The sequence below is a fragment of the Bradyrhizobium sp. 61 genome, assembly GCF_023073075.1.
Lineage (GTDB): Bacteria > Pseudomonadota > Alphaproteobacteria > Rhizobiales > Xanthobacteraceae > Bradyrhizobium > Bradyrhizobium barranii.
The window spans coordinates 285,190-306,767 of sequence record NZ_JADPIU010000084.1 but is presented as its reverse complement, the minus strand read 5'-3'; the positions used below and the strand labels follow the sequence as shown (position 1 = coordinate 306,767).

Below are 21,578 nucleotides of genomic sequence, written 5' to 3'. Positions count from 1 at the left end.
TCCTTTCAAGCCGCAAAATGTTTGCAGTGCAGCAAACCCAAATTGTGTTTGACGCATTCACTTAACATGTTAAGTATCGCCGGGCACCACGATTTGTAAGATCACAGATGGCGCTTTCCAACGACGATATCCAAGCTTGCGCGAACCGTCTGCACCAGGCGGAGAAGACCCGCACCCAGATCCGGCAGCTCTCGCAGGATTTTCCGGGCATTACCATCGCTGACGCCTACGCGATTCAGAAGGCCTGGGTCGACCTCAAGCTCGCGGAAGGCCGCACCGTCAAGGGCCACAAGATCGGCTTGACCTCGAAGGCGATGCAGAGCGCGCTCAATATCGACGAGCCGGATTCCGGCGTGCTGCTCGACGACATGTTCTTTGCCGATGGCGGCCTCGTCCCGACCGAGCGCTTCATCGCCACGCGCGTCGAGGCCGAGCTCGCCTTCGTCATGAGCAGGCGCCTCGCGGGGCCGGACTGCACGATGTTCGACGTGCTCAACGCCACCGATTTCGTCGTGCCGGCGCTGGAGATCCTGGACACGCGCATCGAACGCGTCGACCCTAGCACCAAAGCCACGCGAAAAATTTTCGACACCATCGCCGACAACGCGGCGAATGCCGGCATCGTGCTCGGTGGACGGCCGATCCGCCCGCTGGACGCGGACCTGCGCTGGATCGGCGCGCTCTGCTTCAGGAACGGCCAGCTCGAGGAGACGGGCCTTGCCGCGGGCGTGCTCAATCATCCCGCCACTTCCGTTGCCTGGCTCGCCAACAAGATCGCGCCGCTCGGCCTTGCGCTGGAGCCCGGGCAGATCGTGCTCGCCGGCTCCTTCATCCGTCCGATCGAGACCCGCAAGGGCGACACAATTCAGGCCGATTATGGCGCCTACGGCTCGGTGAGCTGCTACTTCGCTTAGACCAACAAAAAAACAGGGAGTGAAACCGCGATGCCGCATTTCACCATCGAATATTCGGCCAATCTCGATGGCCGCCTCGACATCGGCGCGGTCTGCGAGGTGGTGCGGAAGGCGGCGGTCGAGACCGGCATCTTCCCGCTCGGCGGCATCCGCGTCCGCGCTGTCAGGTGCGAGCACTATGCGATCGCGGACGCGCGACAGGACTACGGCTTTCTCGACATGGTGCTGCGCATCGGCGAAGGCCGCGACCTTCCCACGCGTCAGAAAGCCGGCGAGCACGTCTTCCAGGCGCTTTCAAAACATCTCGATCCCGTCTTCGCCGCCAGCAAGTTCGCCCTGTCGTTCGACATGCAGATCAACGACAAGGACACCAGCTGGAAGCGCAACAACATCCACGACGCCCTGAAAGTGGAGGCTGCCCATGGATAAGCCCACGCCGAAAGCCGATGTATTCCAAGCCAACCGCGACCGCGCCGCGCCGCTGCTGAAGAAGCTGCGGGCCGACGGCATCGGCCACATGATCGACGGCAAGATCGTCGCCTCGATCTCCGGTGAGACATTCGAGACGAAGTCGCCGGTTGACGGCGCTACGCTTGCGAGCGTCGCGCGCGGCAACGCCGAGGACATCGACGCCGCAGCCACCGCCGCTGCGCTGGCCTTCAAGTCCTGGCGCGACATGGGGCCGGCGATGCGGAAGAAGCTGCTGCACCGCGTCGCCGACGCGATCGAGGACAATGCCGACGACATCGCCGTGCTCGAATGCATCGACACCGGCCAGGCCTATCGCTTCATGGCCAAGGCCGCGATCCGCGCTGCCGAGAATTTTCGCTTCTTCGCCGACAAATGTGCCGAGGCGCGCGATGGCCAGAACACGCCGAGCGACGAGCACTGGAACGTCTCGACCCGCGTGCCGATCGGCCCCGTCGGGGTGATCACGCCGTGGAACACGCCGTTCATGCTCTCGACCTGGAAGATTGCCCCTGCTCTGGCGGCGGGCTGCACCGTCGTGCACAAGCCGGCCGAATGGTCGCCGGTGACAGCCGCTATTCTCGCAAGGCTCGTCAAGGAAGCCGGCGTTCCCGACGGCGTGCTCAACACCGTGCACGGTTTTGGCGAGGAGGCCGGCAAGGCCCTGACCGAGCATCCCGCCATCAAGGCGATCGGCTTCGTCGGCGAGAGCGCGACGGGATCGGCGATCATGGTTCAGGGCGCGCCGACCTTGAAGCGCGTGCATTTCGAGCTCGGCGGCAAGAACCCGGTGATCGTGTTCGACGACGCCGATCTCGACCGCGCGCTCGATGCCGTCGTGTTCATGATCTACTCGCTCAACGGCGAGCGCTGCACGTCGTCGAGCCGTCTGCTGATCCAGCAAGACATTGCCGAGACATTCATCGAGAAGCTGACCGCGCGCGTGAAAGCGCTGAGGGTCGGCCATCCCCTCGATCCCGCCACCGAGATCGGGCCGCTGATCCACGAACGGCACCTGGCCAAAGTCTGCTCCTATTTCGACGTCGCGCGGCAGGACGGCGCCACGATTGCGGTCGGCGGCAAGGCTTATGACGGCCCCGGCGGCGGACACTACGTCGAGCCGACCTTGGTGACCGGCGCGAACGGCAAGATGCGCGTGGCGCAGGAGGAGGTGTTCGGCCCCTTCCTCACCGTGCTGCTCTTCAAGGACGAGGCCGACGCCATCGAGATCGCTAACGACACCCGCTACGGCCTGACCGGCTATGTCTGGACCAACGACGTCGGCCGCGCACTGCGCGTTGCCGACGCGCTGGAGGCCGGCATGATCTGGCTGAACTCGGAAAACGTCCGCCATCTGCCGACGCCGTTCGGCGGCATGAAGGCCTCAGGCATCGGCCGCGACGGCGGCGACTACTCGTTCGACTTCTATATGGAAACCAAGCACGTCTCGCTGGCGCGGGGCACGCACAAGATTCAGAAATTGGGAATCTGACGCTCGTCGAGCCGAGGGGAAACGCCGATGCCCGTACCGCAACACATCTTCGAACCGCCGTTCAACATCATCCGCTCCAGCCACGTCGTGCTCGACGTGACCGACCTGAAGCTGAGCCGCGAATTCTACGAGACCACCGTCGGCCTGCATGTCGAGGATGCCGACGACAAGGTCGTCTACCTGCGCGCAGCCGAGGAGCACCAGCATCACTCGCTGGTGTTGCGCAAGGCGGCGGTGCCCGCCTGCGCCCGGCTCGGCTTCAAGGTCGGCAACGACAAAGACCTCGACAAGGCCGCCTCCTTCCTTTCGGAGAACGGTCTCTCTTACGCCTTCGTCGACCAGCCTTTCCAGGGCCGCACGCTGCAATTCACCGACCCCTTCGGCTTCCAGATCGAGCTCTACGCCGCGATGGACCGCCGCCCGCATCTGCTTCGCCGCTACGATCTCTACAGGGGATGTCATCCGCAGCGGCTCGACCATTTCAACGTCTTCGCCGCCGAGGTGCAGGACACCGTTGAGTTCTACGCGCGGCTCGGCTTCCGTCTCACCGAATACGCCGAGGAGGATGGACCGAACGGGCGCATTGCGGCTGCCTGGATGCATCGCAAGGGCAATGTCCACGATTTTGCGATCACCAACGGCAAGGGCCCTCGCCTGCACCATTTTGCGTACTGGACGCCGACAGCGATGAACATCATCCATCTCTGCGACGTGATGGCCTCGCAAGGCTTCGTCAAGAACATCGAGCGCGGCCCGGGACGCCACGGCATCTCGAATGCGTTCTTCCTCTACGTGCGCGACCCTGACGGGCACCGCCTCGAACTCTACACCAGCGACTACTTCACCGGCGATCACGACCACGAGCCGCTGCGCTGGTCGCTGCGCGATCCACGCCGCCAGACGCTATGGGGCGCGCCGGCGCCGCGGTCCTGGTTCGAGCAGGGCTCGCCGTTCAGCGGGCAAGCCGTGCGTGAGCCGAAGTTCGTCGCCGACGTGCTGGTGGCGGATTGATGCCGGTGACAAGCAAAATAACTCTCCCCGTCGTCCCTGCGAAAGCAGGGACCCATAACCACAGGGAGGAGTTTGGCGAAGGTTGGTCGTTCGGGATTGTCATCGCACGCTATCGATAGATCACGCGGTATGGGTCCCTGCTTTCGCAGGGACGACAAGAGAGATAGATTGCCTATGAAGCTCCCTCGCCTCGCCACCTATTCCGTCAAGGGTGAAACCAGGTACGGCGCCGTCCTTGAGGGCGGCATCGTCGATCTCTCCGCACGCCACGCAAAAGACTATTCGACGCTGCGCGAGGTGATCGCGGCCGGAAAGCTCGTGAGCCTTGCCGAAGAGGCCGCCAGTCGCGCGCCGGATCATGCGCTCGGCGATATCACATGGCTGCCGCCGGTGCCCGCGCCGGAAAAGATCATCTGCATCGGCGTCAACTATCCCGACCGCAATGCCGAGTACAAGGACGGCCAGGAGGCACCGAAATATCCGAGCATGTTCATGCGCTCTCCCCGCTCCTTCGTCGGCCACGACACACCGCTGGTGCGCCCGCGCGCGTCAGCGCAGCTCGACTACGAAGGCGAGATCGTGCTGGTGATCGGCAAGCCCGGCCGGCACATTGCGGAAAGTGCCGCGCTCGATCACATCGCGGCGCTCACGCTCTGCAACGAAGGCTCGGTGCGCGACTGGCTGCGCCATGCCAAGTTCAACGTCACGCAGGGCAAAAACTTTGATTCCAGCGGCAGCCTCGGCCCGTGGCTGGTGCCCTACACCAGGGAAGCGCAGATCGCCGACATCAGGCTCACCACGCATGTCAACGGCGAGCTCAGGCAGGACGACCGCACCAGCCGGCTGATGTTCCCGTTCCGCTATCTCATCAGCTATATCTCGACCTTCGCAACGCTCGTCCCCGGTGACATCATTGTGACGGGCACGCCGACCGGTGCCGGTGCGCGGTTCGATCCGCCGCGCTATCTGACGCCTGGCGATGTCATCGAGGTCGAAGCCGAAGGCATCGGCATGCTACGAAATGGCGTCGTCGACGAAGCCTGACAACAATCGAAATGGAATAGTGCAATGACCACCCTCACCGGCGGCGAAGCGATCGTAAGCGGCCTTGTCGCCCACGGCGTCGACACCGTGTTCGGCCTGCCCGGCGCGCAGGTCTACGGCCTGTTCGACGCCTTCCACCAGGCCCAGCTCAAGGTGATCGGCGCGCGGCACGAGCAAGCCTGCGGCTACATGGCGTTCGGCTATGCGCGCTCCAGCGGCAAGCCCGGCGTGTTCAGCGTGGTGCCCGGCCCCGGCGTGCTCAACGCCAGCGCGGCGCTGCTGACCGCCTACGGCTGCAACGAGCCGGTGCTATGCGTCACCGGCCAGGTGCCGACGCAGTTTCTCGGCAAGGGCCGCGGCCATCTGCACGAGATGCCGGACCAGCTCGCCACCTTGCGCACCTATGTCAAATGGGCCGACCGCATCGAAACGCCCGGCAACGCGCCGACGACCGTATCGCGCGCCTTCCAGGAAATGACGTCCGGCCGTCGTGGCCCCGCCTCGGTCGAGATGCCCTGGGACGTCTTCACCCAGCGCGCGGACACCTGTGCCGCAAAGGTGCTGGAGCCGCTGCCCGCGCCACTGCCCGATCCTGATCTGATCACCCAGGCGGCCGCGGTGATCAGGAGCAGCAAGGCGCCGATGATCTTTGTCGGCAGCGGCGCGATCGAGGCGCGCGACGAAATCCTCGAGCTCGCCGAGATGATCGATGCACCCGTCGTCGCCTTCCGCAGCGGGCGCGGCATCGTCTCCAACGCGCATGAGCTGGGGCTCACGATGGCTGCCGCCTACAAGCTATGGCCGAAGACCGATCTCATGATCGGCATCGGCTCGCGGCTGGAGCTGCCGACCATGTCGCGCTGGCCGTATCGGCCCGACGGGTTGAAGAGCATCCGCATCGACATCGATCCCGTCGAGATGCGGCGCTTCATCTCCGACACCGCCATCGTCGCCGATGCCAAGACCGCGACCGCCGATCTGATCCAAGCGGTCAGCAAGGCCGGCTACAGCAAGTCCGCCGGCCGCCGCGCCGCGATCCGCGAGGCCACCGCGACCGCGCTGGCAGAGATCCAGAGCATCCAGCCGCAGATGGCGTATCTCAACATCCTGCGCGAGGTGCTGCCGGCCAACGCGATCGTCACCGATGAATTGTCGCAATTCGGCTTCGCCTCCTGGTACGGCTTTCCGATCTACGAGCCGCGCACCTTCATCACGTCGGGCTATCAGGGCACGCTCGGCTCGGGCTTCCCGACCGCGCTCGGCGCCAAGGTCGCCAATCCCGACAAGCCGGTGGTGGCGATCACCGGCGACGGCGGCTTCATGTTCGGCGTGCAGGAGCTTGCCACCGCCGTGCAGTTCAACATCGGTGTGGTGACGCTGGTGTTCAACAACAACGCCTATGGCAATGTCCGCCGCGACCAGCGCGAGCGCTTTAACGGCCGCGTGGTGGCGTCCGATCTGGTCAACCCGGATTTCGTCAAGCTCGCGGAGTCCTTCGGCGTTGCCGCCACACGCGTCACCGCGCCGGACCAGTTCAAGACAGCGATGGAAAAGGCGCTGGCCCATGACGGGCCATATCTGATTTCGGTGGAAGTGACGCGGGATTCGGAAGTCAGCCCCTGGGCGTTCATTCATCCGCCGAAGCCGTAAACGAAGCATCGTCGCACCGAGACTCTTCCCTTCTCCCCTTGTGGGAGAAGGTGCCTTCCCGAAGGGAAGGCGGATGAGGGGTCTCTATCCGCGGAGACAAACCCCTCATCCGTCTCGCTGCCGCTTCGCGTCAGCGATCCACCTTCTCCCACAAGGGGAGAAGGAAGGTCAGCGCGTCCGGCGAAACGTCAAATTGATCCGCTTCCGCCCGAGCAGCGCGTGCTCGCCATCGGCGAGCGGCGCGACGCCGTGATAGGCGAGCCTGCTGGGCCCGCCCCAGACGACGACGTCGCCATGGACGAGCCGGAAGCGGCGTGGCTTGTCGCTGCGCGCCAGGCCGCCGAACAGGAAGGTCGCGGGCAGCCCGAGCGAGACCGAGACGATCGGCGCCGAATAATCCAGCTCGTCCTTGTCCTGATGCAGCGATAGCCGCGTGCCGGGCTCGTAGCGATTGACGAGGCAGGCGTCGGGCGCAAAGCCGGTGAACCCGCCCTGCTCCGCCGCGCGCCGGGCCAAATCGCGCAACACCGGCGGCATCGCGGGCCAGGGCGCGCCGGTTCGCGGATCAATGGGATCGTAGCGATAGCCGGTGTGATCGGTGATCCAGCCGCGCTCGCCGCAATTGGTCATCGCCACCGACATCAGGTGGCCGCCCGGCGTGGTCATGCGGCGGAACGGCGACTGCGTCACGATCGCGCGCACGGCGGCGATCAACTCGCTCTCGATCGGCCTGACGAACCCGCGCAGCAAGACGGCACCGTCGGCGATCTCCTCGCGCGACGGCTGCGCCTCGGCGGCCGTGTCGAACAGATCACCCGTCAATCGCAGCGCTCACTTGGCATCATGGAAGATCACACCCAGCGTGTGGCGCTGGCCGGACCTGATCCGGCTGACGCCGTGGCGGAGATTAACGCGGTAGGTGCCGCGTGTCCCCTGCACCGGGCGGTGATGCACGGCGAAAGCGACCGCATCGCCCTGCATCAGCGGCACGACCTCGGCGCGCGACTGCATGCGCGGGCGCTGCTCGGTCAGCACGAACTCACCGCCGGTAAAATCGCGTCCCGGCTCGGTCAAGAGGATAGCGACCTGGAGCGGAAACACGTGCTCGCCATAGAGGTCCTGATGCAGGCAGTTGAAATCGCCCGTCTCGTATTGCAGCAGCAGCGGCGTCGGCCGCGCCTGGCCTGCCTCGTGGCAGCGCTTGAGGAACGCCGCGTGCGCGGCGGGATAACGGATATCGATCCCCATCGCCTCGTTCCAACGATTGGCAACGCCCTGAAGATGGGCATAGAGCGCCGGGCGGAGCTCCGCGATCAGATCGGGCAGCGGGTAGGAGAAATATTTGTACTCGCCACGGCCAAACCCGTGGCGGCCCATGACGATGCGGCTGCGGAAATTCGCGTCGTCCGGGTAGAGTTCGGCGACGGCGTTGCACTGGTCCGGCGTCAGCAGGCCCTTGAGGACGGCGCAGCCCTGGGTGTCGAGCTCGCTGGTGATTTGAGGCCAGTCGAGGGCATCGACGTGGGCGGCGAGGTCGACGGCCGACTTATGAGGCGATTGAGGCGATTTGCGTGCTGTTGCTGTCATAGCTACGACTTTCGCAAGATCGATCCGCCCGCCGCCACCCGATTCCCGATTATCTCCCCGTCATTGCGAGGAGCCCTTGCGACGAAGCAATCCAGACTGCCTCCGCGGAACCAGCCTGGATTGCTTCGCTGCGCTCGCAATGACGGTGGGGAGGCGCCTCAGCCCCGCACCGGCAGCGTCGTCACGTCATACCCGTGCTTGATCGTCCGTTTCAGCACCGGATCCTCGAGCTCGAACTCGAACCGGTCCGCCGGGCGGATGCCGCCCTTGGCAGCAAAGGTGCCGCCGAACATGGCGCAGCCGTCGGGGAACTTGCCACTCTCAAAGCCGCGCGCGATCAGGTCGGCGACCGGCAGCATCGCTTCGAGCGTACCCTCCTGGTAGAGCACGCGCTCGCCCTTGATGGTGGCGTAGGAGCGCAGGATCATCCTGTCCCAATGACCGATGACGTCCTCGAGCTCCCAGAGCGTGGATGCGACCGGCTTGTCGCACATCTGCTTGGAGACCGTGACGTTGTAGGCCTCGACCTTGCGGTCGGTATGGTCGGAGCCGCAGCCGACGAAGATGCGGCCCTGCCAGCCGATCAGCACGAATTCGACCTCGCCGGAGGAATCGCCGCCACAGCATTCGATGCCGTCTTCCTGGGTCAGCCGGCGCGCCGAGGCGCGGTAGTAGATCGGCGTCGAGGCCGGCGGGGCGATGCCCATCTCTTGCAGCTCGGCGATGTGCTTGTCGCGCGCGACGGGATCGCGGCCGGTCCAGCCCGCAATGACCATCTGGTCGATCGCCAATGTCAGCGGCGTGGTGGTGTCCTGGGCGTCAACGGTGAAAGTCAGGTCAAACACGAATTACGGCCTCCATGCCGGCAGCAAGCTCGAAAATACGACGGTCAGATCCGCCCGCGCCCGCCAGCATCAGGCCGACGGGAACGTCACCCTCGCGATGCGCGGGCAGCGAGATGGCGCAGCCGTCGATCATGTTGATGAGGGTGCAATTGCGCAGCGCCCGCAGGTTTTCCCTGGTGAACGCCTTGTCATCGGCGAGATCGGAAATCTTCGGCGGCGTGTTGGCGGTGGTGGGCAGCACCAGCGCGTCATAGGGCGCGACGCGCGCATTGACGCGCGCGATCAGCGAGCGGCGCTCGTTGAGGAGATCGATGTAATCGGCAGCGCTCTGCGCCTCGCCGCGCATGATGCGCACGGAGACCCTGGGGTCGTAGACGTCGCCCTTGGCCGTGATGAGGTAGCGATGCCAGGCATAGCTTTCGGACGCCGCAAAGCCGCCCTTGGCGTTCATCGGGCCGATGTCGTGAAATTCGGCCATCTCGATCCGCTCGATGATCGCACCGTGATCGGCGAGGCTCTTGAGCGCGCGCTCGAACGTCGAGGCCACGTCCGCATCGAGATCGTCGAGCGCAATCGTGGTCGGCACTGCGAGCCGCATGCCCTTTACCGGACGCGGCTTCAGCGGGACGATCGGCTCGTTCGCGAGCACGGCATCGAGAATGGCACAGCAGCTGACCGACCGCGCCAGCGGCCCGATGCTGTCGAGCGAGAAGGACAGCGGCACGGAGCCGTCCAGCGGCACGCGGCGCTGCGTCGGCTTGTAGCCGACGATGCCGTTGAAGGCGGCCGGAATCCGGCAGGAGCCGCCGGTGTCGGTGCCGAGCGCGGCATGCGCCATGCCGTCGAGCACGGACACCGCGGCGCCCGAGGACGAGCCGCCGGGCACGTGTCCCTCGGCCCGGTTCCAGGCGCCCTTCGGCGTGCCGTAATGCGGATTGATGCCGATGCCGGAATAGGCGAACTCGGTCATGTTGGTCCGCCCGATCACGACGAAGCCGGCCTTGCGCAGCCGCGCCACCGTCGCGGCGTCCTGATCGGCCGGCGCAGAATCGTCGAGCGCGCGGGAGCCGGCGCGGGTGACCTGGCCCTTGATGTCGAAGAGATCCTTGATCGAGACCGGGATACCGGCATAGCGCGACGGCGCCGCCTTGACCTTGCGCAAGCCGTCCATCGCATCCGCGGTTGCGAGCGCGGCGTCCTTGTCGACGTGGATGAATGTGCGCTGCCCCTCGCCGGCCGGGTCGGCGATCCTGGCGAGGCATGCCTCGACCAGCTTGCGGGAGGTCGTGCGGCCGCTTTCGAGGTCGTCGGCGAGTTTCGCCAGTGTCGGAAAATCGGGCATGTCTGTCTCACGGAATATTGCGCGCGCAATCTATAGCGCCGCCTCGGTTCGACACAAGCATTGTGCGCATGATGGCATGCATGCGCATTGCTGGACCGTTGACGCGCCATGGTCGATTGTCGCATCAAGATCGAAACAGGCAGGCGCGAAGCCCAGGCCTTTTCAAGAATTGCCTTTGGGAGGGTTTTCCGACATGGCCGAACCGCAGCGCGCGCGCCCGAAACCGACGCCGGAGACCCAGCATTTCTGGGACGGCACGAAAGCGGGCGAATTGCGTTTGCAGCGCTGCGACGCCTGCGCGCATGTCTATTTCCCGCCGCGCCCGTTCTGCCCGTCCTGCGCCTCGCGCAAGGTCAGCATCTTCAAGGCGAGCGGCAAGGGTTTCCTCTACAGCTACGTGATCAATCATCGTCCCGCCGCTCCCGGCTTCACGCCGCCTTATGCGATCGCGGTGGTCGAGCTTGCCGAAGGACCGCGGATGATGAGCAACATCATCGACTGTCCGCAGACGCCGGAGGCGCTCGAGCTCGACATGAAGCTCGAAGTCGCCTTCCAGGCGCTCGACGACAAGATCACCCTCCCCGTGTTCCGTCCGGCGAAGGGATAGGCCATGCGCAGCAACCAGGTTGCCGTCGTCGGCGCGGCCGAGACCACCGAACTCGGTGTCATCCCCAATATGTCGCAGCTCCAGCTCCACGCGGATGCGGCGCTCAACGCCATCGCGGATGCCGGGCTGAAACTCTCCGACATCGACGGCTTTGCCACCGCGGTCGAAACGCCGCAGCAGGTCTGCCATTACCTCGGCATCAAGCCGACCTGGGTGGACGGCACTTCGGTCGGCGGCTGCTCGTTCATGCTGCACGTTCGCCATGCGGCGGCGGCGATCGAGGCAGGTCTCTGCAAGACCGTGCTGATCACGCATGCCGAGAGCGGCAAGTCGATGATCGGCAAGGCGCCGCGCTCGATCCCCGCCGACAGCCTGCAAGGGCAGTTCGAAGCGCCGTTCGGCGTCTACGGGCCACCCAGCATGTTCCCGATCCCCGTGCTGCGCTTCATGAAGACCTACGGCATCACGCATGAGCAGCTCGCCTCGGTGGCGGTCGTGCAGCGGGAATGGGCTGCCAAAAATCCCCGCGCGATGATGAAGGACCCGATCACGGTCGCCGACGTGCTCCACTCGCGCATGATCGCTTATCCGTTCCGGCTGCTCCAGTGCTGCCTCGTCACCGACGGCGGCGGCGCGCTGATCATGACCTCGGCCGACCGCGCCAAGGATTTTCCGAGAAAACCCGTCTACATCATGGGCACTGGCGAGAGCGTGGAAACGCCGATGGTCAGCCAGATGGAAACGTTCAATTCCTCGCGCGCGTTCAAGACTGCCGGCCCCCTCGCCTTTAAGGAAGCCGGCATCGCGCACCGGGATGTCGACCATCTCATGATCTACGATGCGTTTGCGCATCTGCCGTTGTTCGGCCTTGGCGACCTCGGCTTCATGCCGCACGAGGAAACCGGCCAATTCATCGCGGATGGCAACACGCGCCCCGGCGGCAAGCTGCCGCTCAACACCAATGGCGGCGGCCTGTCCTACATGCATTCGGGCATGTACGGCATGTACGCGCTCCAGGAGAGCGTGCGCCAGATGCGCGGGATTGCGCCGGCCCAGGTGCCGAATGCGAAGATTTCGGTGTGCCACGGCGTCGGCGGCATGTTCGCGGCAAGTGGCACGATCGTGTTTACGAACGAGAGGTAACGACTGTCATTCCGGGGCGTCGCGTCAGCGACGAGCCCGGAATCCATAACCACGATCGGGAGTATGGATTCCGGGCCTGCGCCAAGTGGCGCGCCCCGGAATGACGGCGGAATTTGGAACGGCTAGCGGAGAACTCACATGACAAAATCACTGCAAGACAAGGTCATCATCGTCACCGGCGCAGGCCGCGGCATCGGGCGCGAGATCGCGCTGCTCTGCGCGGCGGAGGGCGCCAAGGTCGTCGTCAACGACCCCGGTGTTGCCGCCGACGGTGCCGGTTCCAGCGCTTCGCCTGCCGAGGAGGTGGTCGACGAGATCAAGAAGCGCGGCGGCATCGCGGTGCCCAATTTCGAGTCGGTGGCGGAAGCTGTCCCCGCCAGCAAGATCGTGAAGACCGCGACCGATCATTTCGGCAAGCTCGACGGCGTCGTCAACAATGCCGGCATCCTGCGCGACATGATCTTCCACAAGATGAGCGTGGAAGCGTTCGAGGCCGTCATCAAGGTTCACCTGATGGGCTCGTTCTACGTCAGCCACGCCGCGGCGCGGATCTTTCGCGAGCAGGAGAGCGGCTCCTTCGTGCACTTCACCTCGACCTCGGGCCTGATCGGCAATTTTGGCCAGGCCAACTACGCCGCGGCCAAGCTCGGCATCATCGGGCTGTCGAAGTCGATCGCGCTCGACATGGGCCGCTTCAACGTCCGCTCCAACTGCGTCTCGCCGTTTGCCTGGACCCGCATGATCGGCACCATCCCGACCGAGACCGAAGCCGAGAAGGCGCGCGTCGAGAAGATCAAGCAGATGGGCCCGGAGAAGATCGCGCCGATCTGCGCCTATCTGCTCTCCGATGCCGCCAAGGACGTCTCCGGGCAGATCTTCGGCGCGCGCATGAACGAGCTGTTCCTGTTCAGCCAGAACCGCCCGTTGCGCTCGGTTCATCGCAGCGAGGGCTGGACGCCGCAAACGATCGCGGAACACGGCATGCCGGCACTGAAGGGCTCGTTCTACAAGCTCGACCGTTCCGCCGACATCTTCCCCTGGGATCCCGTCTAGCCGTTTTCCCAGCAATTGTTGCATTGCGATCTCCGGTTGTCCGACTGGAGATCGCCCGCATTACGCCCGATTGCGGGCGAATGGTTTCCTTCCAACAAAAAATGGGAGGCGACTATGACAAAATCACTGACCAATTCTGCCGATACTGACGAGCCTTGCCTCGGGCGCCGCACCCTCTTGAAGGGCGCGGCGGCTGCAGTAGCCGCGACGGGCGTCACCATGAACGCAGCCCTGGCGGCCTCCGTCACGCCGTTCGGCCAGACCGGCACTCCGACGATATCGACGGCCCCGTTGCCCTTGGGACCGCTTCCCGGCAGCCGCTACCCGGACTCCCGTCTGGAATCCGCGAAGAAGGGGCCGCCAACGTTCGGGCCTGCCGACTTCCCGGCCTTCGCCGGCACCATGGCGGTCGAGCGTGTTGCAACTGGCTTCCGATGGGCCGAAGGTCCCGTGTATTTTGCAGCCGGACGATATCTGCTGTTCAGCGACATCCCCAACAATCGCATCATGCGCTTCTCGGAGGATGACGGTCATACCAGCGTCTACCGTCAACCCTCGATGAACTCGAACGGCAACACGATCGATCGCGAAGGACGCCTGATCACGTGCGAGCATAGCGGGCGGCGTGTGACGCGCACCGAACTCGACGGCTCGATCACCATCATTGCCGACAAATTCAATGGCAAACGACTGAACTCGCCGAACGATGCGGTCGTTACCGCCGATGGCGCGATCTGGTTCACCGATCCGGCCTACGGCATCGGTGGCTTCTATGAGGGCATCAAGGCCGACCCCGAGCAGGAGAAGAAGAACGTCTACCGCGTCGACCCGAAAACCGGCGACGTCAAGGTCGTCATCGACGATTTTGTGGAGCCCAACGGGATCACCATCTCGCCCGACGAGAAGAAGCTCTACATCTGCGAGACCGGATTCACGGACGGACCGGACAACCCATCGCATATCCGCGTGTTCGACCTCGACGTGGCGGCGGGGAAAGTGTCGAACAGCAAGGTCTTCGCCGAGATGCCAAAGCCAAGCATCACCGACGGCGTCCGCTGTGACACCGAAGGACGGGTCTGGTGTTCGGTGGGCTGGGGCGATCCGAACGAAGACGGCGTGCGCTGCTATACGGCCAACGGCCAACTGCTTGGCAAAATTCACATCCCGGAAACCGTCGCCAACCTGAGCTTCGGCGGGCAGCAGCGAAACAGACTCTATATCTGTGGCTCGACATCGCTCTATGCTGTGTACACCGGTGTGCAGGGCGCACTAAAGCCGTGAACATCAACGAATAGCGAATGGTGAGTAGCGAATAGTCGGCAGCGGCACGCCTTCTGTTCGCTACTCGCCCTACTACCCCGTATTCCGCAATCCGGCCGAAATGCCGTTGATCGTCAGCTGAATCCCGCGCAGCACCTGCTCGTCCGGGTTCTGCGCGCGATGCTCTTTCAGCAATTCGACCTGCACGTGGTTGAGCGGATCGAGATAAGGGAAGCGGTGGCGCACCGAGCGCTCCAGCAGCGGGTTGCCCTGGAGCAGCCGGTCCTGGCCCATGATGTCGAGCAGCGTCTCGATGCAGGAATGCCATTCGCGGCGGATGCGGCCGAAGATCTTTTCGCGCAGCGCCTCGTCCGGCACGAGCTCGGCATAGCGCGAGGCGATCGCGATCGAGCTCTTGGCCAGCACCATATCCATGTTCGAGAGCAGCATGCGGAAGAACGGCCATTCCCTGTAGAGCTCCTTCAGGAACGGCATGCCCTTGTCGGGATGCTCCGCGATCCACTGCTCGACCGCACTGCCAAAGCCATACCAGCCCGGCAGCATCAGGCGGCACTGCGCCCAGGAGAACACCCAGGGAATGGCGCGCAGATCCTCGATCGCGCGGGTCTTCTTGCGCGAGGCCGGACGGCTGCCGATGTTCAGCGTCGCGATCTCGTTGATGACGGTGGAGGCCCAGAAGTAATCGACGAAACCGTCGGTCTCGTAGACGAGGCCGCGATAGGCCTTGAAAGCCAAATTTGAAAGTTCGTCCATCGCGGTGAGATATTCGCGGCGCGGCGCGCTCTGGCGCGGATGCAGCAGGCTCGCCTCCAGCGTCGCGGCGGCGAGGATCTCCAGATTGTTGCGGCCGACTTCGGCGTTGGAATATTTCGACGAGATGATCTCGCCCTGCTCGGTGATGCGGATCTGCCCGTTCACCGCGCCGCCCGGCTGGGCGATGATGGCGTCATAGCTCGGACCGCCACCGCGGCCGACCGAGCCGCCGCGGCCGTGGAACAGGCGCAAGCGCACGCTGTGACGCTCGAACACGTCGACGAGGCCGATCTCGGCCTTGTAGAGTTCCCAGCCCGAGGTGACGAAGCCGCCATCCTTGTTCGAGTCGGAATAGCCGAGCATGACCTCCTGCACGCTGCCGCGGCTGTCGACGAGGCGGCGGTAATCGTGCAGCGACAGCATGCGATCCATGATGCTGCTGGAGGCCTGCAAATCCTCGATGGTCTCGAACAGCGGCACGATGTTGATGGCGCTGCGCCCGGAGGGATGGACGAGGCCGACCTCCTTGAGCAGCACGGCCACTTCGAGCATGTCGGACATGCCCTTGCACATCGAGATGATGCATTGGGGAATGGCGTCCGAGCCGAACTTCGCATGCGCCTCCGCGGCGGAATGGAAGACGTTGAGCTCGCCCATGGTCTCGTCGCTGTATTTGACGAATGGCGAGACCAGCGAGCGCGTGCTGCGCAGCTCGTTGGTGAGCAGCGAGATGCGCGCGTCCTCGCCGAGCGCGAGATAGGACATGCCGGGGTTCGCGGCATCCATCAGCTCGGCAATGGTACGTTCGTGCACGGCCGAGTTCTGACGGATGTCGAGCCGCGCCAGATGGAAGCCGAAGCAATCCACCGCGCGCCGCAGCAGCCGCAGCCGGCCGCGGGCGATCACGCGGGCATTGTTGGAGATCAGCGAACGGTGCAGCACGTCGAGATCGGCCTGCAACTCCTTGACGGTCTCGTAAGGCCTGCCCTTGCCGACCGGCCGGCGCGTGATCTCGACCTCGAGCTTTTCGGCCGTCGCCGTCAGGCGCGCATAGATGCCGGAGACCGCGAGACGATAAGGCTCGCCGCTCCGGTGCGGCGAGGTGTCGGGCGAGCGTTCCGCCAGCGTCCGCAGCTCCTCGGAGACGTCGGCGAGGTGCGCCGCGATCGACAGCTCCGAGCCGAGCACGTGCAGCTCGTTGAGATAGAATTGCATCACCCGGCTCGACTGCAGCCGCAGCGTCCCGCGCATCACATCGGCGGTGACGAAGGGATTGCCGTCGCGGTCGCCGCCGATCCAGCTGCCCATGCGCAGGAACGAGGCGAGCTCGCTTGCAGCCGCCTCGCCAGCCTCCTCCAGCCGGTCTTCGAGCACGTTGACCAGCCGCGGTACCTCGCGCAGGAAGGTGTAGTCGTAGAACGACAGGCCATTGGCGACCTCGTCGAGCACCGTGAGCTTGGTCCGGCGCAAGAGATTGGTCTGCCACAGCGTCAGCACCTCGCGGCGAAGCTGCTCGTCGCTGGCGGCGGCCTCGTCCGCGGTCAGCGCAACGCGCTCGCGGCGGTCCAGCAGGCTAGCGACCTCCATCTCGCGATCCATGGTGCTCTTGCGGCGAACCTCAGTCGGATGCGCGGTCAGGACCGGGCTGACCAGCGCGGTCTTGAAGAAATTGCGCAGCATATCGGAGCTGATCCCGGCGTCCCTGGCGTGGGCCAGCGTCTCCGCCAGCACGCCGGAACCGGTGCTCTGGGCGGCACTGCGGGCGCGCATCTGGCGAATGTTGTTCTGGTCCTCGGCGATGTTGGCGAGGTGGGAGAAATAGCTGAAGGCGCGGACGATCCGCACCGTCTCGGAGGTCGACATGCTGTCGAGGATCTGCTCGAGCTCGCGGCGGGCGAGCCGGTCCTCGTCGCGGTGGAACCGGATCGAGGTCTGGCGGATGCGCTCGACCAGGTCGAACAATTCCGCGCCTTCCTGGTCGCGCACCGTGTCGCCCAGGATGCGTCCAAGCAGGCGGATGTCGTCACGCAGCCGCGCATCTGCCTCCAGCGCCTGGGCGTCCTCAGCGCGGTTCGCGCGGTTGTCAATGGTGTCGGGTGGCACGGTCTGGAGGGACATGGCTCGCTTCCTTGTTCGAGCTCGCTTCGCTGCCCGGCTCAGCCGAGTGTGCAAGTTTTTTGCCGCAGCGCAAGATGAAGTTGGGGGCGGCGCACACTGAAAGGGACGATCACTCCTTGCGGCTAGGCCGGCACGATCACCTTGCCGATCGGCCAGAGCGCGATCCCCGCGAGCTTCAGATGGGCCCAGGCAAAGGGAATGCCGATGATGGTGACGGCGAAGATCACGGCTGTCAGCACGTGGCCGAGTGCCAGCCACCAGCCGGCCAGCACGAACCAGATAATGTTCCCGATCACCCCGAGCGGGCCGGTGCCGATATCGCCCATACCGGTGACCTCGTCGCGGTTGACCGCGCGCGAGCCGAACGGCAGCAGGGCGTAGACCGCGATGTTGAACGCCGCCCGCGCCCAGGGAAGGCCGATGATGGTAATGGCCATGATGACGGAAGCCACCAGCCAGCCGAATGCCATCCAGGCACCGCCGATGAGAATCCAGATCACGTTGAGCAGAATGGAAACGGGGGCCATTAGATTTAGGAACCTTGGGATGATCCGGGGTCAATGAGCCCTCTTATAGCACGACCTCCGCGGTCATAGTCCATGACGCCGGCTGCGTTCGGCACGCAGCGATGTGCCGACAAATCCGACATCCTCGATCCCGCGCGAAATTTCCCTTGCGCAGAGCCACAGCGTCACCGCGGCGGCACCGATCGCGGCCAGCCCCGAGATCAGAACAGGATTGGGACAGAATATGACGAGAAGATTATCGAGTGGAACGGACCCGGTTGGCCAGCGCGGACTGCAAGAAGATGCCAGAGCCAAACCGCACAGCAGGATGGTGACAGCATTCGCTCCAGCCAGGGCGACCACGACGATCGCAAGACCCTTCTTCATGGAGAGGACGAGATCAACCACCTTCACGACCGCACAGCATGCGACCACGACAACGATGGCCAGGCCCCATCCGGAAATCCCGGCGGCGATGGCCTGACCGCTCCAAGCCCACGCAGCAGCAACACAGGCCAACAGAGTGAGATTGACCTTCACGGCTTCGGGAAATTTGCAACGAAGCGCGTAAGGATTCGCCTTCTCGATGAGGTCCAGCAATGCGCAGGCGATCAATCCGGCCGCAAAGCCGCCGAGATGGACGCCCCAGTCGATCCGCGAATTGCCGAGCGCAAACGCGATGTTCAATCCGATGTTGATGGCGAAGAAGTCGAACCTGACGTCGAGCTTGCCGAGGATCCACAGGCAGAGCAGCGCACCCAAAATGCCCGACGTGGCGCCGGACGCGCCGACGGTCAAATAGGGCGTGGAATGGATGCCATTGCCGATGACGGCGCCGAACACCATCGCGCAGAGATAGATGATGAGGAAATAGGCCGGTCCCACTCGCCGCTCGAGATGTCCGCCCCACAGCACGAGGCACAACATGTTCATGGTGAGGTGGACGAAGTTGACATGCAGGAAGCCATAGGCGAGCAGGCGCCAGTATTCATGCCGCGCGATTGCGCCCGAATACATGCCGCCATAGCGATACAGCAACTCTGCCGGCGCCGCCGGACTGCCTGCCTGGATGAAGCAGAATCCCGACGCCAGGACGGTCACCGTCATCAGCGCGTAAAGGGCCGCATGAGGAACTTCGAAGAAGCTGGCGCGGTATGAGGGCATCGGCGATCGCAAGCGGTTGGCGTGGGAACGTCAACCTAGCCGAGCCGATTACTGATTGCTACTCCAGCGTGCGCGATCAGGCGGCGCCTACCGTCCCTCGAATTTCGGCTCGCGCTTCTCCATGAACGCCTTCATGCCTTCGGCCATGTCCTGTGTCTTGAACAGCGGCAGGAGCTGGAGATAGACGTGGTGAACGTGATCGGAGAAGTTCTCGTTGAGGCCCATCCGCATCATGCGCTTCGAGGCCTGCACCGCGAGCGGCGCGTTGGCTGCGATTTCGCGGGCGATGGCGCGGGCGCGGCCCATCAAGTCGGGATCCGGCACGACCTCGTTGGCGAGGCCCCATTCCAGACACTCGCGGGCGCTGAGCGTCCGGCCGGTGAAGATCAGCTCGGAAGCCTTGGCCCAGCCGAGCATCCGAGGCAGCAGCCAGGTGCCGCCGGATTCCGGCACGACGCCGCGCTTGACGAAGGCCGCCGCAAGCTTCGAGGACTCCGCCATGATGCGGATATCGCAGCCGAGCGCGGTGTCCATGCCGTAACCGGCGGCGCCGCCGTTGACGGCGCAGATGGTCGGCTTGTCCATCGCCTGAAGCACGGTCGGCGGCGTGTTGCGCAGATTGATCGTGGTCGGCGAAGACGCGGCACTGAGGCCATTGCCGTCGCGCTCCCGACGCAAATCGAGGCCGGCGCAGAATGCCCGCCCCTTGCCGGTGAGGATCACGACCCGGACGTTGCGGTCCTCATTGGCCTCGGTCAGCAGCCGCGCCAGATCGTTCAGCATTGGGCCGGAGATCGTGTTCATGCGCTCCGGCGCATTCAGCGTGATCACCGCGGTGTGGTCGGCGACCTCATAGAGGACTTCGTTTGCGGCGTCGGTCATGATCATTCGTTCCTGTGTTCGTAGCCCGGATGGAGCGAAGCGAAATCCGGGGTCTTTCTGACGCGAGCACCGCCCCGGATTGCGCTTCGCTCCATCCGGGCTACAAGGCTTTCAAATCTTCCGCCCCGCCTGCTCCCAATAGGGATCGCGCAGGCGGCGTTTGAAGATCTTTCCGGAGTCTTCGCGCGGCAGGCTCGTGCGAATCTCGATGTGCTTGGGCACCTTGTAGTCGGCGAGCGAGCCCTTGAGCCGGGTGCGGATATCGCCGGCATCGAGCGTGACACCCGGTTGCGGCTCGACAACCGCCATCAGCGCCTCGCCGAACTCGGCATCGGGGATGCCGAACACGGCGCAATCATGCACGCCGGGCACGGCGTGGAGCACGGATTCGATCTCGGCCGGATAGATGTTGACGCCGCCTGAGATCACCATGTCGCGCTTGCGGTCGCAGATGAAGACGTAGCCGTCCTCGTCGATATAGCCGACGTCGCCCGAGGTGATGAAACCGTCACGATCGATCTCGGCGCGCTTCTCCGGCTTGTTGTGGTAAGTGAAGTCAGCCATTTCGGCCATGCGGGAATAGATCTCGCCGATCTCGCCAACACCCAGCACGCGGCCGTCGTCCCCGATGAAGCGCAGTTCGGCGCCGGGCGAGATCCTGCCGACCGTGCCGGGCTTCTTCAGTGCGTCCTCGGAGGTCGCAAAGGTGACCGCGCTGGATTCAGTCGAGCCGTAGAACTCGTAGATCACCGGCCCCCACCATTCGATCATGGCGCGTTTGACGTCGGCCGGACATGGCGCGGCGGCATGGATGATGTGGCGGAGCGAGGAGACATCGTATTTCTCGCGGACCGCCTCAGGCAGCTTCATCAGGCGAATGAACATGGTCGGGACCATGAAGATGGTGTCGATCCCGAAGCGCTCGATCAGTTCCAGGAACTCCTCGGCCTCGAACCGTGGCATCAGCACCAGTGCGCCGCCGAGCTTGCCGGCGCGAATGCCGAACGAGTTCGGTGCGGAGTGATAGAGCGGACCCGGCAGGATCGCACGGGCGCCGGGCTTGAGCCCATAGATCATCGCACGCATGCGCTCGCCGGCCGCCGCCTGTTCCAGCGTGGGCGCATTGCGCCGCACGCCCTTGGGGTGTCCGGTCGTGCCTGACGTGTAGATCATGTTCATGGGCTGCGGCACGATTGGGCCGTCATAGGGCTGGTGTTGCGCCAGCCATGACTCGAGATCGACCGCGAAGTCCGGCGTCACCAGATGACCGGGATCGATCTTGTAATTGGACAGGATCTCCGGCGGCGTCGGCACGCTGAGCACGGTGACGCCCTTCGGGATGGCATCGCGCAGGGCGTGCAGCATGTCGGCATGCCCGATCAGCACGGACGTGCCGGTATCCCCGAGGATGTAATTGATCTCCTCCGGCTTGAAGTGCCAATTGATCGGCACGCCATAGGCGCCTAACCGCATCGCGGCGTAGGCGGCTTCGAGGAAGGCGATGTCGTTGCGCATCAGCATGCAGACGCAATCGCCCTGCTTGACGCCGATTTTGGCGAGGCCGCTCGCGATGCGATCCGCGCGGTTGGCGACTTCGGCATGGGTGCGGCGGCGCTCGCCGGAGACGATGCCGAGGAAGTTTGACGTTTCGCTCATTTTTGCTTTCCGATCTTTCGTCGGGTTTGAGGCCTCAGTCACAACCGCGGTCGTCATTCCGG

19 protein-coding genes are annotated in these 21,578 nt (G+C 64.5%); 10 read left to right on the top strand and 9 right to left on the bottom strand.

The window, feature by feature from the left end:
• Positions 1–107: 107 nt before the first annotated feature.
• The 6 genes from hpaH (at position 108) to IVB46_RS34890 (ending at position 6,579) form a co-directional block, all read left to right on the top strand.
• On the top strand, positions 108–914 hold the full coding sequence (gene hpaH, locus IVB46_RS34915) for a 2-oxo-hept-4-ene-1,7-dioate hydratase (protein WP_247308201.1): 807 nt from the start codon (positions 108–110) through the stop codon (positions 912–914).
• A gap of 30 nt (positions 915–944) precedes the next feature.
• Positions 945–1,343 carry a 5-carboxymethyl-2-hydroxymuconate Delta-isomerase gene (locus IVB46_RS34910; RefSeq protein ID WP_028146923.1) on the top strand — a complete coding sequence of 133 codons (399 nt, stop codon included), beginning with the start codon at positions 945–947 and terminating at the stop codon, positions 1,341–1,343.
• Positions 1,336–2,874: a 5-carboxymethyl-2-hydroxymuconate semialdehyde dehydrogenase gene (hpaE, locus tag IVB46_RS34905; RefSeq protein WP_247308198.1), complete on the top strand. Its 1,539-nt coding sequence runs from the start codon at positions 1,336–1,338 to the stop codon at positions 2,872–2,874. The genes IVB46_RS34910 and hpaE overlap by 8 nt, the downstream gene beginning before the upstream one ends.
• A 27-nt stretch (positions 2,875–2,901) precedes the next feature.
• The gene (hpaD, locus tag IVB46_RS34900; protein WP_085403911.1) at positions 2,902–3,885 is read left to right on the top strand and encodes a 3,4-dihydroxyphenylacetate 2,3-dioxygenase; all 984 of its coding nucleotides are present in this window, start codon (positions 2,902–2,904) and stop codon (positions 3,883–3,885) included.
• A gap of 174 nt (positions 3,886–4,059) precedes the next feature.
• Positions 4,060–4,929: a fumarylacetoacetate hydrolase family protein gene (locus tag IVB46_RS34895; protein ID WP_247308196.1), complete on the top strand. Its 870-nt coding sequence runs from the start codon at positions 4,060–4,062 to the stop codon at positions 4,927–4,929.
• A gap of 24 nt (positions 4,930–4,953) precedes the next feature.
• On the top strand, positions 4,954–6,579 hold the full coding sequence (locus IVB46_RS34890; protein ID WP_247308194.1) for a thiamine pyrophosphate-dependent enzyme: 1,626 nt from the start codon (positions 4,954–4,956) through the stop codon (positions 6,577–6,579).
• A gap of 168 nt (positions 6,580–6,747) precedes the next feature.
• On the opposite strand, the gene alkB is transcribed toward IVB46_RS34890, so the two are convergent.
• The 4 genes from alkB to IVB46_RS34870 all read right to left on the bottom strand — a co-directional run bounded on the left by alkB (position 6,748) and on the right by IVB46_RS34870 (position 10,353).
• The gene (gene alkB / locus IVB46_RS34885; RefSeq protein ID WP_247308192.1) at positions 6,748–7,401 is read right to left on the bottom strand and encodes a DNA oxidative demethylase AlkB; all 654 of its coding nucleotides are present in this window, start codon (positions 7,399–7,401) and stop codon (positions 6,748–6,750) included.
• Between the two features lie 9 nt (positions 7,402–7,410).
• On the bottom strand, positions 7,411–8,166 hold the full coding sequence (locus IVB46_RS34880) for a 2OG-Fe(II) oxygenase (protein WP_247308190.1): 756 nt from the start codon (positions 8,164–8,166) through the stop codon (positions 7,411–7,413).
• 158 nt (positions 8,167–8,324) lie between these two features.
• Positions 8,325–9,011 carry a DUF2848 domain-containing protein gene (locus IVB46_RS34875; protein WP_247308188.1) on the bottom strand — a complete coding sequence of 229 codons (687 nt, stop codon included), beginning with the start codon at positions 9,009–9,011 and terminating at the stop codon, positions 8,325–8,327.
• Complete coding sequence (locus IVB46_RS34870; RefSeq protein ID WP_247308186.1) at positions 9,004–10,353, bottom strand: amidase; 1,350 nt, start codon at positions 10,351–10,353, stop codon at positions 9,004–9,006. The genes IVB46_RS34875 and IVB46_RS34870 overlap by 8 nt, the downstream gene beginning before the upstream one ends.
• Before the next feature lie 193 nt (positions 10,354–10,546).
• Here IVB46_RS34870 and IVB46_RS34865 point away from each other — a divergent pair, with 193 nt between their 5' ends.
• The 4 genes from IVB46_RS34865 to IVB46_RS34850 all read left to right on the top strand — a co-directional run bounded on the left by IVB46_RS34865 (position 10,547) and on the right by IVB46_RS34850 (position 14,437).
• On the top strand, positions 10,547–10,960 hold the full coding sequence (locus tag IVB46_RS34865; RefSeq protein WP_038957112.1) for a Zn-ribbon domain-containing OB-fold protein: 414 nt from the start codon (positions 10,547–10,549) through the stop codon (positions 10,958–10,960).
• Between the two features lie 3 nt (positions 10,961–10,963).
• Positions 10,964–12,103, top strand: coding sequence for a thiolase (locus tag IVB46_RS34860; RefSeq protein WP_247308184.1), 1,140 nt, complete (start codon positions 10,964–10,966; stop codon positions 12,101–12,103).
• A gap of 138 nt (positions 12,104–12,241) precedes the next feature.
• A complete protein-coding gene (locus IVB46_RS34855) occupies positions 12,242–13,156 on the top strand; it encodes an SDR family oxidoreductase (RefSeq protein WP_014496864.1) in 915 nt (304 codons plus the stop codon).
• A 114-nt stretch (positions 13,157–13,270) separates the two neighbouring features.
• On the top strand, positions 13,271–14,437 hold the full coding sequence (locus tag IVB46_RS34850; RefSeq protein WP_085403921.1) for an SMP-30/gluconolactonase/LRE family protein: 1,167 nt from the start codon (positions 13,271–13,273) through the stop codon (positions 14,435–14,437).
• Between the two features lie 72 nt (positions 14,438–14,509).
• On the opposite strand, the gene ppc is transcribed toward IVB46_RS34850, so the two are convergent.
• The 5 genes from ppc to IVB46_RS34825 all read right to left on the bottom strand — a co-directional run bounded on the left by ppc (position 14,510) and on the right by IVB46_RS34825 (position 21,516).
• A complete protein-coding gene (ppc, locus tag IVB46_RS34845) occupies positions 14,510–17,308 on the bottom strand; it encodes a phosphoenolpyruvate carboxylase (protein ID WP_247308180.1) in 2,799 nt (932 codons plus the stop codon).
• Positions 17,309–17,430: 122 nt separating this feature from the next.
• Entirely contained in the window at positions 17,431–17,835 is a 405-nt protein-coding gene (locus IVB46_RS34840) for a YccF domain-containing protein (protein WP_071915736.1), read from the bottom strand.
• A gap of 63 nt (positions 17,836–17,898) precedes the next feature.
• Positions 17,899–18,978 (bottom strand): rhomboid family intramembrane serine protease, encoded by a 1,080-nt coding sequence (locus IVB46_RS34835; protein ID WP_247308177.1) that lies wholly within the window; start codon positions 18,976–18,978, stop codon positions 17,899–17,901.
• A gap of 87 nt (positions 18,979–19,065) precedes the next feature.
• A complete protein-coding gene (locus IVB46_RS34830) occupies positions 19,066–19,860 on the bottom strand; it encodes an enoyl-CoA hydratase/isomerase family protein (protein ID WP_247308175.1) in 795 nt (264 codons plus the stop codon).
• Positions 19,861–19,971: 111 nt separating this feature from the next.
• Positions 19,972–21,516: an acyl-CoA synthetase gene (locus IVB46_RS34825; RefSeq protein ID WP_247308173.1), complete on the bottom strand. Its 1,545-nt coding sequence runs from the start codon at positions 21,514–21,516 to the stop codon at positions 19,972–19,974.
• Positions 21,517–21,578: the final 62 nt, after the last annotated feature.